Origin of the sequence: Clostridium sp. CF012, assembly GCF_018861755.1 — a bacterium.
GTDB lineage: Bacteria > Bacillota > Clostridia > Clostridiales > Clostridiaceae > Clostridium_AD.
Map to the genome: position 1 here is coordinate 181,037 of NZ_JAHLEF010000005.1, position 14,034 is coordinate 195,070.

Consider the following 14,034-nt stretch of genomic DNA (forward strand, 5'->3'; position numbering starts at 1 on the left):
TTAAGATAGCTTGTACCCCTTATGTTCTTAACTTAACTTGCCACCTGCCATGTGGATGGCACTTTACTTGAATTCTCTTAAAATAGTATTAATCTTAGTATTAAATAAAATTCTAGAGCATGTCCTACTTAATCTTAATCTCAAATCTAATTCAAATTCTTCGAATAGACACTCCATTTTTTGTTTGATTCTATTATGCAGAACGTCATGAGTATAGTCCAAATCATCATAAGGAATATTATCTATAAGAAGAAACTCCAACTCTTCTCCTGCAACACCTTTAAGTTGAAAATGGCTAGCCATTTTATTAATCAAGAACCATTTTTTTATATTTTCATACTCTTGTATCATTTTTTCTAAGGACATATTATATAGGGCTTCTTCCAAAAATGGGATCTCTTGCAAACAATTCACATTCATAACACTTTCTTCGATGTCTTTCACGAAATAAAACATTTACTTTCGCCTCCAAAACTGTAATTATATTTATTTATGTATTCTTTTTCACAACTTTAAATTTCATAAATATTATAACAAATTTTCATTGTATTTTCTATTAATAACTAGACCCAATTGTTGCAAATATTGCTAATAAATATTTGTTTTCCCTCTTGCAAAGTGATATTATTAAAGTATATATATATCGTATGAAAGGAGAGTTAAAATGAACACAATGAAAGAATTTATTTTTGAACCTCGTTTTCTCAGTTTAGCTGTAATAAAAGACATAAATGTAGGAAATAAACTACTAAATGAGCTTATTATAGATGATGAAAGTTGCTTAGGTCACAGACAAGTAGGTACTAGAAGTTATCATATCTTTTATTTCAAGAATGAGCGTTTTTCAGTTTATTATCATAAAGGTGGTACAGACGCAATGTACTCCTCTAATTCACTAGATGTAGTTTTAGATTATGTGAATGCTTTAAAACCAGAGGATTTTGAATAACTAAATAAAATGAAGTACCCTTGGAGATGAAATAATGGCAATAACAAATATTACAACACTAGCGGATACAAAATATTTAAAACTTTATAATGCAGAATATATCAATAAAAACGGGAAACCTAAAGATTGGACCATAGCTTCTAGAAAAGATTTAGATACATTAAAAAGTAATTACTTTAATGGAACAGAAGACAATATTGATGCTGTTATAATAGTAGCTACGCACGTAGATAAAGCTACACATGTAGATAAAGCTACCCATGCATATGAGGATAAATTAGTGGTTATAAAGCAATTTAGGGTTCCTCTTAATGATTATGTTTATGAAATTCCTGCTGGACTTATAGATGCGGGTGAAGACTTTGAAACTACAGTTAAGCGTGAACTAAAGGAAGAAACAGGACTTGATTTGATTAAAATTGATTATAATAAGACCAAATCTAAGGCGTACATATCTACAGGTATGACAGATGAATCTGCAGCCTTAGTTTATTGCACTTGCCAGGGTGAAATATCAAAAGCCTATTTAGAACCAGATGAAGATATTGAGATTATGCTATTATCAAAGCAAGAAGCTAAAAGTTTGATCACTTCTAAGGAAAAAATAGATATTAAAGCATTTCTTGCCATACAAAACTTTATAGGTTAGAATGTTACACCTTGAGCACAATACCCTATGGAGTAGAACCTAAAAGAAAGTCTACTCCATAGGGTATTTAAATTTCAGTGAAATTCTATAAGTCCAACGTCCTATTCTTTACTATTCATTATAATAAATTTCCTATTTCAAAATATTTTTTTATTCTACAAAAATTAATTGTCCGAATTTTTCTGGCATATGAAAGTTAATTTCACCTGTTACTGACCAAGCTGAGTATTCCACCACCTTATCTTCTTTTCTATCAATTCTATAGAAATTTATACCCCAAACGTCACCTGTTAGAGGTGGATTATTTACTGCAGTTATAAATTCTTCCATGGGTATAGCAATTTCAGTATGCCATTCCTGTATATCTTCATAATAAATTGTAGCAGTTTCTAAAGTTTTATATACCTTAGCATATAAAAATTTTTCACCCTTTAAATTATTATTAACAATATAATGCAATACTGTATTCAATGGATTTACCTCAATTTCTACATAAGTTTTCAAATCCCTATTATCATCAATAAACACTTCCACTACATCCTCTTCATATAACTTGTCATTATATTCTGTCATAGTAGCTTTAATATAATCGTCTTTGCATTTAAATGAGATGTACAAATAGTTTTCATTCCATAAAGCTTTACACTCTGACTTGAGCTTAGCCTCTCTTCCACTTTCAGTTTCCACTAAAAAATCTCCTTGAGCCTCTTGCCAAGCTTGCTTGTTCAAATTTCCGTCGATTTTAATACTTGCAGGAGTTTTTTTGCAATAATATTGTTTAGACATACATGTACCTCCAATTAATTAACTATACTTTTGAACAATAGCCTTCATTTCATCAGCCTTCCCTTCCATATCTGCAACCATTTTAAACTGAGTTCTCGCTCTATCTAAATTATGGTTTTCTCTATGAATTTTAAAATAAGTGTCCCCATTTATATGATCTGTTAAAAATCTTATTCCACATTCAAAGGTCATAATCTTAGCCGCAAAAGGTAAATATTCTAATTCGGCTTGGGTTAAAGAATGATTAGTTCCATCTAGAAAGCCATGAGTAAAATACTCATAAAGCTCTAAATCCATGCAAACCTTGGATAAATCTTTTTCATCCTCCTCTGCTGGATTAGCACCTGAGCGAATAGAATCACCAAAGTCATATAGGGACAGCCCCGGCATAATTGTATCTAAATCTATAACACAAATGCCCTCTCCAGTTTCATCATCTATCATAACATTGTTAAATTTTGTATCATTATGAGTAACTCTAAGTGGTAGCTTACCTTCCTTTAGAAGATTTATTAAAATAGAAGTTTCCTTCTCACGTGACAACACAAAATCTATTTCCATTTGAACATCCTTAGCTCTATTCATTACGTTCACAGATAAAGCTTCTAAAAATGCTTCATACCTTTTTCTTGTATTATGAAAATCAGGTATAGTTTCATGTAATTTTTCTGCTGGAAAATCAGCTAATAATTGTTGAAAGCTTCCTACAGCCTTTCCTGCATTGTAAAAATGTCTTAAGCTTTCAACTACCTGATATGTTTGAGCTCCCTCAATAAAAGCATAGCTTCTCCAATAGTCACCTGAAGAACTCACATAAAAGGTTTTTTCATTAACAGTATCAATTAAATTTAAGGTTTCGCGTTTTGGGTCTCCCTTAGCAGCTTTTATTTTCTCTTTTAAATATATTGTTACATTTTCAATATTTTCCATAAGATTTTCAGGTGATTTAAAAATACTTGTGTTGATTCTTTGTAATATATATCTTATAGCTTTGCCACTAGTCTTACTACAAGTTACTAAGAAGGTATCATTTATATGACCTAAACCATAAGACTTTATCTGAGTAAAGCTGCCTTCATAATTAAACTGAGCTATTATTTCATCAAAATTAAATTCATTTTTCATTTTCTTTCCCCCACAATTTTACTGGATATACCCCATTATTTACTAAATTTGTAATCGCAGCCTTTACAATCGGTTTATCATCTTTATAAGTAACCCCATACCATTGTTCTTCTGAAGTAAGAACCTTTACCTTAACCTTATCTTCAGCAATTAAGCTATCAACTACACTTGGTAAGAAGTATTCTGCTTTTAGAATATTATTTTTATTTTCTTCCAAAAATACAGGAAATTTCTTTTCTAATTCTTCAAAAATGCTAGGTGTCAGTCCCCAGGTGTTCATAGAAACAGTGCTGCCTTCTGGAATATCAACCCATTCTTCTCCATTTTCACAATACTTAGCCCCATCCTCAAACTTCCTAATTTCAGTTCTTTCTTTTATTCCAGTCAAATATCCTGAGCTATCAACTTCGCATACACCTCTAGCAACATGCCCGTGGTCTGTAAGTGTATTTTCTAGTTTAAATCCTACCATGGAGTATTCATAAAACTCCTTATTATCTTTTAAATTAACTAAATAATCATGGATAAGTTTGAAGGTAGATGAGCCATAAAAATCATCCGCATTTATTACTAAAAAAGGTGTGTCTACATCATTTTTGCAGCACATTATTGCATGAGCTGTGCCCCAAGGCTTAGTTCTTTCACTTGGCACACTACATCCTGCTGGAACTATGTCTACCTTTTGAAATACATAAGCAGTTTCCACTAGACCCTCTACTCTTCTCCCTATACTATCCTTAAAATTCTCTAGCATTTCCTCCTTTATTATAAATACAACCTTTCCAAAACCTGCCTTTAAAGCATCATGAATTGAATAATCAATAATAATTTCTCCATTTGGTCCCACTGGGTCAATCTGTTTTAACCCTCCATATCTACTTCCCATTCCAGCAGCCATTACAACTAATGTTGGTTTAATCATAATAGTTTTCTCCCTTTCTCTGCATATCCATTTGGGTTGTTATATTGCCAGCGCCAGGCATCTGCACACATATCATCTATAGTTTTTTTAGCCTTGAAACCTAGTTCACTTTCAGCCTTTATTGGATCTGAATAACATTCCGCAATATCTCCTGGTCTTCTGTCAACTAGTTTATATGCTATTTCTTTTCCTGATGCCTTTGCAAAAGCAGCTATCATTTCTATAACACTATATCCTTTTCCAGTTCCAAGATTATAAGTTACAACCCCCGGCTTAGATTCCAATTTTTCTAAGGCTTTTATATGACCCAGTGCTAAGTCAACTACGTGGATAAAATCTCTTACACCAGTGCCATCAACAGTTTCATAGTCACTGCCAAAGACTCTTAATTCCTTAAGCTTTCCAACAGCTACTTGAGAAATATAAGGTACTAGATTGTTCGGAATGCCATTTGGATCTTCTCCAATTCTTCCACTAACATGAGCACCCACTGGATTGAAGTATCTAAGTATAGCAATATTAAAGCTTCTATCCGACAGGTATAAATCTCTTAAAATATCTTCTATAAATAATTTAGTACGTCCATAGGGGTTTGTACAACTTAGTGGAAATTCTTCTGTAATTGGCACTGTATGTGGATTTCCATAAACTGTTGCCGAAGAACTAAAGACCAAATTACTTACATTAAAGGCTTTCATAACTTCGCAAAGAACTAGTGTATTAAGAATGTTATTATGGTAGTATCTCAATGGTACTGATACAGATTCGCCTACAGCCTTAAACCCAGCAAAGTGAATAACTGAGTCTATCTCATTTTCTTCAAAAACCTTTTCTAAAGCTTTCTTATCTATTAAATCTATGTTGTAAAATTTTAAATCCTTTCCTGTTATTTCTTTAACCCTATTCAAAGACTCTTTGCTACTATTACTAAGATTGTCAACCACAACTACTTCGTAGCCAGCTTCTAAAAGTTCTACACAGGTATGACTTCCAATATAACCTGCTCCTCCAGTTACTAATATTTTCATTTCATATCCTCCAATTATTATAATTTTAGTCCTCTTATGAATGTTATAACTATAGAATATTCCTATTATTGAGTTAAATTACTACTATTTAATTTTATTTACCAGTTTAAATTTACCTTTTAGCTATATCTAAATTATAACTTTCAAAAGCTATTTTATAATTATCAAAAAAGTCTTTTAATTTGCACAAAAGGACGAATAGGTTGCATTAAAAAAATCCAGTAGCATATTAATTTATACTACTGGATTTATTATTCCATTTTATGTGTCTAAGTTATCTTATAATCTAAGGTGATACGATCCTATAAATCTAATTTTGGTAGTACCTCTGTTTCAAAAAAATTTCTGGAAGTACTTCCTGAAACACTATACACCTCGCTATCATCTATTTTTACAGATACTCCCTTTGTACAATGACCTAAGCAGAATATTGCTTTTAGCTGCACCTTATCTGCCAGTTTATATTCTTCAATAATTTGTTGAAAGTTATTAATAACATTGTAAGAGCCTTTAATATGGCATGCACTTCCTACACAAACACTTAAATCTATCACAAAAATCACTCCTTCCCTTTATACTCTACATGTAATAGCTTGTGGCCCTTACCTTTTAGTAGTCCTTGGTACAAGGACATCATCACTGGATTTTCCTCTGAACGCTTTATGCTACTCATTCGGTCTGCTTCATACAGTCCAGCACCACGTTTTAATTTTCCCTCGTTTTTTGCAAATGGCTGTCCGGCCCCACAAATACATCCTCCTGGACACGCCATAACTTCAATGAAATCATAGTGAGCCTCTCCAGCCTCAATTCTTTTTACAAGATCATCTGCATTTTTAAGTCCACTTACCACTGCTATGTTTATTACGCGATTATCCACAGTAATACTAGTTTCTTTAACTCCCTCCATGCCACGTACTCCATTAAACGCAAGAGCACGTAATGTGGAAGTCGATTTATCATCTAAAACTCTACGTATAACAGCTTCAGTAACACCACCTGTTACTCCAAATATAACGCCAGCCCCACTACTAACGCCAAATGGCATATCAACTGCCTCGGGCTCTACTTCTGAGAATACAATTCCTGATTCTTTTATCATTTGGATAAGCTCTTGCGTAGTTATTACATAATCTACACTAGAAACCCCATCCTCTATAAATTCATTCCTTTTTGCTTCGGATTTTTTTGCTGTACAAGGCATAATTGCCACAGACACAATTCTTTTATTAGAATGTTTGTAGTGTTCCTTGATTACTGAAGACAACATTTGCATAGGTGAACGACAAGTAGATACATTTTTCATTAAACTTGGATATGTATTTTCTACATAGTTTACCCAAGCAGGGCAGCAAGATGTAAATAGTGGCAATTTCTCATTTTTTTCAAGTCTTGAAAGAAATTCCTTGGTTTCCTCGAGCACTGTAAGATCTGCTCCTGTAGAAGTATCAAATACTTCATCAAAGCCCATTTTCCTAAGAGCACTTACTATTTTCCCCATTACATTTTCCCCATCTTTTTGTCCCAGCTCCTGGCTAATTCCCACCCTTACTGCAGGGGCAATCTGAACTACAACCTTTGTGTCCTTGTCACTAATGTCTTCCCAAAGCTTAGCTGTATCATTTTTGATTACAATAGCACCCGTAGGACAAACTGCGGCGCACTGTCCACAGCCAACACAATTAGACTCTGATAGTGGTTCATCAAAAGCAGTACCTACACTCATTTTGGAACCCCTCTTAACAAAATCAATAGCTCCAACATTTTGTACCTCATCACACACACGTACACAGTCACCACATAAAATGCACTTACTTTTATCCCGTACTATGCATAAAGAAGAATTGTCTATTTCTCTATTTTCAGAAGTATTATCAAATCTTATATTCTTTATGCCAAATCGTTGTGCTAAGTCCTGGAGCTTACAATGACCATTTTTTTCACAGGTAGTGCAATCTCTACAGTGATTTGAAAGTAATAGTTCAAGATTCATTTTTCTATATTTTCTAAGTCTAGGAGTATTGGTGTGTATTTCCACACCAGCCCTTGGAGGAGTAGAGCACGCAGCTTCCATGTCTCCCCATTTGTTCTCTACCATACACATACGACAAGCGCCATAAACTGAAAGCTCAGAATAATAACAAAAGGTAGGTAAATCTATACCAGCTTTTCTAACTAATTCAAGAATATTTTTTTCTCCATTTATTTCTACAGGTATATTATCTATAATCATAAACTTACCATTCATTGTCTTAATCCTCCTTTATAGCTTTAAATGGGCAGCTTTCAATGCAGGCACCACATTTAATGCACTTAGCTTCATCAATTTCAAAAGGCTCTTTAATCTTGCCTGAAATTGCATTAACAGGGCAAATTCTAGCACACTTTGAGCACCCTTTGCAAAGTTCGCCCTCAATAAATATTGTCTTGAGTGCCACACAGGTTTTAGAGGGACATTTCTTTTGAATTATATGAGTTTCATACTCATCTCGGAAATTTTTAATAGTACTAACAACTGGTAATGCAGCTGTTTTGCCAAGACCACATAAAGCTGTTGAGGAAATAGTATCTGCAAGTTCTAGTAGCAAATCTATATCTGAGAGCACTCCTTTACCTGAGACGATTCTTTCAAGAATTTCTAGCATTCTTTTAGTCCCCTCGCGGCAAGGCACACATTTCCCACAAGATTCATTTTGTGTGAAATCCATAAAGAATTTTGCAACCTCAACCATACAAGTATCTTCATCCATAACCACAAGACCACCAGAGCCTATCATTGCCCCTGCTTTTTTTAACGAATCGAAATCTAGCAGCAAATCAAGGTCTGTGGTTATAAGACATCCACCTGAGGGACCGCCTATTTGTACAGCCTTAAAGTTTTTGCCACCTTTGATTCCTCCACCTATATCGTATATTATTTCTCTTAAGGTTGTACCCATTGGTACCTCAATAAGTCCTGTGTTTTCAATATTTCCTGTTAATGCAAAAGCCTTTGTCCCTGGACTTTTTTCCGGTCCAATAGATTTATACCAATCTGCACCTCTATTAATAATTGCTGGTACATTTGCAAAGGTTTCAACATTATTAAGTACTGTTGGTTTGCCAAAAAGTCCTTGCTCAACTGTTCTTGGAGGTTTTACCCTGGGCATACCCCTTTTTCCTTCGATAGACGCCGTAAGGGCACTTCCCTCCCCACATACGAATGCACCTGCTCCTTTATTTATTTTTATATCAAAATTAAAGTTTGTGCCAAGAATATTTTCACCTAAAATCCCATAACTTCTTGCTTGGATAATAGCATTTTTGAGCCTACTTACAGCCAGAGGGTACTCGGCTCTCACATATATATAACCTTCTTGTGCACCACAAGCAACCGCTGCAATCATCATTCCTTGAATTACTCTATGAGGGTCACCTTCCATTAAACTTCTGTCCATAAATGCACCGGGGTCACCTTCGTCACCATTGCACACAATATATTTAGTTGGTTCCTTTTGTAATTTTACTTGAGACCATTTACGACCTGTAGGAAATCCACCGCCTCCACGCCCTCTTAAATTTGATTCTTCTATTTGCTTAATGATTTCATCAGAACTCATATCAAATAATACTTTTTCAAGGGCCCTATATCCTCCAACAGCAAAATATTCTTCTATTGAAGTTGCATCAATATGTCCACAATGTTCAAGTGCAAGCCTAGTTTGCTTTTCATAGAAAGGAATTTCCTCTTGTTTATTATATATTTTCCCCTCTTTAGTGTAAGCAAGTCTCTCAACGCACTCATTATTAAGTATAGTTTTTTCTAATATTTCTTCGCAATCTTCAATCTTTACTTTTATGTATAAATATCCCCAAGGCTCAATTCTTACAAGTGGGCCCATTTCGCAGAATCCATGACATCCACTTTTTTTAATTCCAACTGATTCATCGTGTGGTTCTTTTTCAAGGCTTATTCCACAATTTATTCCCTTTTCTGCCATTAACCTAACAAGTTCATCGTAAATCTCTAAGGCACCACCTGCAATACAACCAGTACCAGCACATATAAGAATTTTCTTGTTTTGCATATTAAGGCTGGCTTTATACTCATTTCTAATATTAATTAAATCATTTCTACTAAGAAGCATATTAATTCTCCTCCTTAAGTGTGTTTAAAAGTAGCCTTGCTTTTTCTGGAGTCATAGCACCATGTACCTTTTCATTAATAGTTATAACCGGTGCAAGCCCACAAGCACCAAGACATGAGACTGTTTCTACAGTAAACATTAAATCATCAGTTGTAACTTTAGATTCAGAAAGTCCGAGTTCTGCTCGAAGCTTATTTAATATAGGAATAGACTTTCTTACATGACAGGCGGTCCCATCACATATTTTTATAACATATCTACCTTTAGGTTCTAAAGAAAAGTTGTCATAAAAAGTTGCTACACTATATATTTTGGCCCTGCTCATTCCAAGCTTTTCTGACAAATATGCAAATATTTCCTTAGGTAAATACCTATAGATTTCCTGAGTATCCTGTAGTATTGCAATAATATTACAGGATTTAAATTCATGCTCACTTAATATGCTATCCAACTTGCTATAATCAAAGGCTGCATTCATTGTACTTCCCCCTTAAACATTGTTAATTTAATATCATAAGTATATATTATAATAATCTTTGGAATATTGCAATAATAAAATCAAATTTTATAAAACTTTTGAATAAAAACTTGCAAAAGCGGTGCCACCCACGTGGCAAGTGGCATAAAAAAGATCCAGCAGAATATTCTACTGGATCTTTTCTTTGAATTTTATTAATTACTTTCTGGTTTTATTACCTCTTTAACTATTACATTTTCTATAGATTTTGATACTATTGTATTTTTTTCACTTGCCATATTTGCTAGCACCATACTCAAGATCCCTTCCATTGCGTTAGGTGTTTTTCCATCAGCACCACCCATTATTACAGTTTGTGGTACAAGTGGAGACTTGCTTACCTTTAAGGCCTCTGCAAATGCCATCATTACACTTTGTTGTACTTGTAACTCTGGGCCACCATATGCATCAACTAAAGCTCTAGCCGCTGCTCCCTTCGCAATACCTACCTTTGTTTCTTGCTCCGCTGTAGCATCTGCAACTGCTTTAATATTGAGTGCTGTTGCGTTACCTACTTTTTCAAGCTTGAAAGCCTCTGCAGTTGCTTGCAATTCTACTTGCTTAGCACTGGCCGCAGCGGTTAATTCTATAGTTTTCGCTTGTGCCGCAGCTTGAGCTTCTCTAGTATATCTTTCAGCATCTGCCTCTTGTGTTCTCTTATATTTGTCAGCTTCTGCAAGTTTCTGAGTTTTGAATGCTAACTGTTCTGCCAGTCTCAATTCTGATTTACCTTTATTATCAGCTACCTCTATGTCAATACTTGATTGTGTAAGAGCTGATTGCGCTGTGGCTTTTGCTTGAGCTTCATTTAATTCCCTTTGCTTTTCAGCAGATTTCTGTTTAGCTTCATTAGTCTTAATTTCTTCCATAGCCACTTGTCTGTCTCTTAGCTGCGTAAGAATTTTTTCGATTCTTGTATCACTAGCTGAAGCAGCTGGGGTTCCAATTAATACTTCTTGCAGCTCTAAATCATATAATTTAAACTTACCTTTCATTTCATCTGATGCCTGCTGTTGAATTTGGCTTCTATCTTGTACGAGTTCTATAAGAGTTTTTGTTTGCCCAATATTCTTGAAGTAACCAGCTATCATTGGGTCAAGAGATTGTTCAATAAGCATTTTAATATCCCCAAACCTTTGTATAACTGATGACGCTTTTCTATAATCAATGTTAAATACTACGGTTAGTGGTAAATTAGGTTCGAACGCATCCTTAGTTATTAAACTAATCTCTTTTAAATTATCATCTAGTCTGTGTACTCCAGATTGACCACTAATCCATTTTAATATTACATTAGTAGTAGGAACTGGAACAACTTTACCAGCATAAGTATTAAATGCATATTTTCCTGGCATCATTGAATCTCTCCAAATACCCTTTTTACCTTGTTCTACAAGTTCTCCATGAGAGTATCCTGTACCTGAAACATCCTCACCTTTATCACCAAAATAGCTTACAACAACTCCTACATAGCCAATATCTATTATACTTTTAGGTACTATATCCACACTTGCAAACATTCTATTAATGAAGTAAACTCCATCAGTAAGTACTTGCATCTGCTTACCTTTTCTACCATCTGCTGCTAAAAACTTTTCTGGTTCTTGGAAGTTATTGTGATAGAACTCATTATTTATACCATCACCAACAATAGGTGCTATAATTGCTCCATTGTCTGGTGTAGGGCCCTCATTGATAGTAACGATACCTATAGTATCGCGACTATTGGACTTGTTACCCATTTTATTAATAACCACGGGTATTTCACTACCATCATCCTCTGGAGTATATTGTTCAATAGCTTTTGCATTTGATATAAGTACAGGATTAAATCCACCAACTCTAGCTAAGTCACTTCTCATTGTTTCTATTTGAGCAGTTTCATCCTTTGAAGTAAATATTGAATGTACCTTGTCCTTAGTGATTATAATGAATTGTGCTAAGTTAAATGCATAAGTACCCTCACGAAGAATCTGTCTCTGTGGTCCCTTTTGCCCAGCATTATTTAAAAATGCTACAACATCTTGAAATGATTTACTTTCTGGTATTACTTTACCTAGTGTTTGACCGTCACCTAAGCTCTCGCCTGACCTTGAAAATACATAAGCTATTTGACCTTGTGGTATAGTTACGAGCCTTACCTTCTTAATCTTATACTTGAAAGGTGTTTTAAAGTGAACCCCAGCTCTTAGTACTTCAGGTTGATAACCAGCTTCCCCTTTAAGTGCTATAAGTCCATCAGCAGGTACTGAACCACTCATACTCCACCACTTCTCGACAATACCTACTTCATCTGTTCCAATGCTTGTAAACCCTATACCGTATGCAAATAAAAATAATCCTACTAACACTAAACCTGGTATAATTAAAAATGTGTAAGAACTTAAATCCATAATTTTCCCCCTTTTATTACAATTTTTGTTTTGTTTTATAAATACTGTCACAATTTAATTATATCACAAATATCACACTACTAGTACATTTAGTTGTATATATTTAGTTTTATATATTTTCCCGCTTATTATTTTACGATATTTGCATTTCATGAATTTACTTTATAAATTAATCTATAAAAAAAACATCAAGTTCAAAGATCTTGATGTTTCATAATAACCAAATATATCATTGGTATAATAATTTCTTAAGTTAATTTTTCCCCTAAAATCATATCCACTGCGAACACTATTAATGCTACTACAAGTAACATATGGAGCATACTTCCACCGAAACTAAATATAAGCCCTAATACCCAAAAACATACTACTATTCCGCCTATCCAACGTAAAAGCCCCACATAAAGCACTCCTTTCATATTTATTATATTAGTATTCACTTAGTATTTTATAAAAAAATAGCAAAAAATAGATGCTTCAAATTAATGAAACATCTGTTTTTTATAATGGTGCTACATCAGGGATTCGAACCCTGGGCACCCTGATTAAGAGTCAGGTACTCTAGCCAACTGAGCTAATGAAGCACATTAAGGAACTACTTTAGTATATACTACATTTATGTATTTGTAAATACCTATAGCAATTTCCAATAGATGGCTTCTTATCTATTAGTTTACATCAATTGACTAAGCCATTACTTCGATATTTTCCCAATTCTTCTGGATTTAGTATTATTATTTTACATAATTAACTGTGTTCTCTTTTCTTCTTGGTGCATTAGTTATCTGAATTTTTTTATATCCAAGGCAAAATGCATGTATTTGTCTAAAGCCTTCTGGTATTCCAAGCTCCTTAACCCATTCTGCTCCTTGTTCACTATTTAATAAGTACGCAATAAGACCTATCCAACAAGAGCCAATTTCTAGTGATTCTGCTGCCAAAAGCATGTTTTCTACTGCTACTGCACAATCAACTGAGGCAGCCTCATTACTTTTATCTCCAGATACCAACACTATTGTTGGTGCGTTATAAAACACATGGAATTTTTCATTATCAGTAAATCTTCTAATGTATTCATTATCTGATTTACTGGCAATCTCTTTAAAATCATCATTTAATCTATCTATAATATCTTTCCTTTGTATTACTGTAAAATGCCATGGTTGCTTATTTGTAGCACTTGGAGCATAAATACCTGCATCTATTATATCTTGCACATCTGTATCATTAAGTTGTTCTGGTAAAAAAGCCCTAACACTTCTTCTATTTTTAATATTTCTTAAAGTTTCATTCATGTTAAAATCCTCCGTCTTCTTATTTTTGAATATTTATTATTATACTACTATATTGCTGTAATGTAAGTACGCACTTTTAAAACTCTTAGTCACAAATATAATACCATAATAATAACACATATTAGCTGATTATAATAAAAACAGATAAAACACTAATATCCCCCCATTATCACAAAATATAAGGTATAATTAGAGTTATTAAATTAAAACATAAGAGGCAAAATAATTAATAATTGTTTTGTG

The 14,034-nt window shown here is 33.8% G+C and carries 14 protein-coding genes and 1 tRNA gene; 2 read left to right on the forward strand and 13 right to left on the reverse strand.

What is annotated here, in order from left to right; all coding sequences use genetic code 11:
* Nucleotides 1–63: 63 nt before the first annotated feature.
* Nucleotides 64–456: a hypothetical protein gene (locus KPL50_RS07515; RefSeq protein WP_216297840.1), complete on the reverse strand. Its 393-nt coding sequence runs from the start codon at nucleotides 454–456 to the stop codon at nucleotides 64–66.
* Between the two features lie 208 nt (nucleotides 457–664).
* On the opposite strand from KPL50_RS07515, the gene KPL50_RS07520 reads away from it, so the two are divergent.
* Nucleotides 665–949 carry a hypothetical protein gene (locus KPL50_RS07520; RefSeq protein ID WP_216297841.1) on the forward strand — a complete coding sequence of 95 codons (285 nt, stop codon included), beginning with the start codon at nucleotides 665–667 and terminating at the stop codon, nucleotides 947–949.
* A gap of 34 nt (nucleotides 950–983) precedes the next feature.
* Nucleotides 984–1,598, forward strand: a complete 615-nt coding sequence (locus tag KPL50_RS07525; RefSeq protein ID WP_216297842.1) for an NUDIX hydrolase — start codon at nucleotides 984–986, stop codon at nucleotides 1,596–1,598.
* Nucleotides 1,599–1,748: 150 nt separating this feature from the next.
* Here the strand turns inward: KPL50_RS07525 and KPL50_RS07530 are convergent, their stop codons facing one another.
* From KPL50_RS07530 to KPL50_RS07585, 12 genes are all read right to left on the reverse strand, one after another.
* Nucleotides 1,749–2,384, reverse strand: coding sequence for a carbohydrate-binding family 9-like protein (locus tag KPL50_RS07530; protein ID WP_216297843.1), 636 nt, complete (start codon nucleotides 2,382–2,384; stop codon nucleotides 1,749–1,751).
* Between the two features lie 18 nt (nucleotides 2,385–2,402).
* Complete coding sequence (locus KPL50_RS07535; RefSeq protein WP_216297844.1) at nucleotides 2,403–3,509, reverse strand: phosphotransferase enzyme family protein; 1,107 nt, start codon at nucleotides 3,507–3,509, stop codon at nucleotides 2,403–2,405.
* On the reverse strand, nucleotides 3,499–4,431 hold the full coding sequence (locus tag KPL50_RS07540) for a sugar phosphate nucleotidyltransferase (RefSeq protein ID WP_216297845.1): 933 nt from the start codon (nucleotides 4,429–4,431) through the stop codon (nucleotides 3,499–3,501). The genes KPL50_RS07535 and KPL50_RS07540 overlap by 11 nt, the downstream gene beginning before the upstream one ends.
* Nucleotides 4,428–5,459: a UDP-glucose 4-epimerase GalE gene (gene galE / locus KPL50_RS07545; RefSeq protein WP_216297846.1), complete on the reverse strand. Its 1,032-nt coding sequence runs from the start codon at nucleotides 5,457–5,459 to the stop codon at nucleotides 4,428–4,430. The genes KPL50_RS07540 and galE overlap by 4 nt, the downstream gene beginning before the upstream one ends.
* Before the next feature lie 302 nt (nucleotides 5,460–5,761).
* On the reverse strand, nucleotides 5,762–6,013 hold the full coding sequence (locus tag KPL50_RS07550) for a (2Fe-2S) ferredoxin domain-containing protein (RefSeq protein ID WP_216297847.1): 252 nt from the start codon (nucleotides 6,011–6,013) through the stop codon (nucleotides 5,762–5,764).
* A 5-nt stretch (nucleotides 6,014–6,018) separates the two neighbouring features.
* Nucleotides 6,019–7,707, reverse strand: a complete 1,689-nt coding sequence (locus KPL50_RS07555; protein WP_216297848.1) for a [FeFe] hydrogenase, group A — start codon at nucleotides 7,705–7,707, stop codon at nucleotides 6,019–6,021.
* Between the two features lie 4 nt (nucleotides 7,708–7,711).
* Nucleotides 7,712–9,586, reverse strand: coding sequence for an NADH-quinone oxidoreductase subunit NuoF (nuoF, locus tag KPL50_RS07560; RefSeq protein WP_216297849.1), 1,875 nt, complete (start codon nucleotides 9,584–9,586; stop codon nucleotides 7,712–7,714).
* A 1-nt stretch (nucleotide 9,587) separates the two neighbouring features.
* A complete protein-coding gene (locus KPL50_RS07565) occupies nucleotides 9,588–10,064 on the reverse strand; it encodes an NAD(P)H-dependent oxidoreductase subunit E (RefSeq protein ID WP_216297850.1) in 477 nt (158 codons plus the stop codon).
* A 194-nt stretch (nucleotides 10,065–10,258) separates the two neighbouring features.
* On the reverse strand, nucleotides 10,259–12,496 hold the full coding sequence (locus KPL50_RS07570) for an SPFH domain-containing protein (RefSeq protein WP_216297851.1): 2,238 nt from the start codon (nucleotides 12,494–12,496) through the stop codon (nucleotides 10,259–10,261).
* 248 nt (nucleotides 12,497–12,744) lie between these two features.
* Entirely contained in the window at nucleotides 12,745–12,936 is a 192-nt protein-coding gene (locus KPL50_RS07575) for a lmo0937 family membrane protein (protein ID WP_309245146.1), read from the reverse strand.
* A gap of 67 nt (nucleotides 12,937–13,003) precedes the next feature.
* Nucleotides 13,004–13,080, reverse strand: a tRNA-Lys gene (locus KPL50_RS07580).
* 150 nt (nucleotides 13,081–13,230) lie between these two features.
* The gene (locus KPL50_RS07585) at nucleotides 13,231–13,791 is read right to left on the reverse strand and encodes a nitroreductase family protein (protein ID WP_216297852.1); all 561 of its coding nucleotides are present in this window, start codon (nucleotides 13,789–13,791) and stop codon (nucleotides 13,231–13,233) included.
* Nucleotides 13,792–14,034 lie beyond the last annotated feature (243 nt).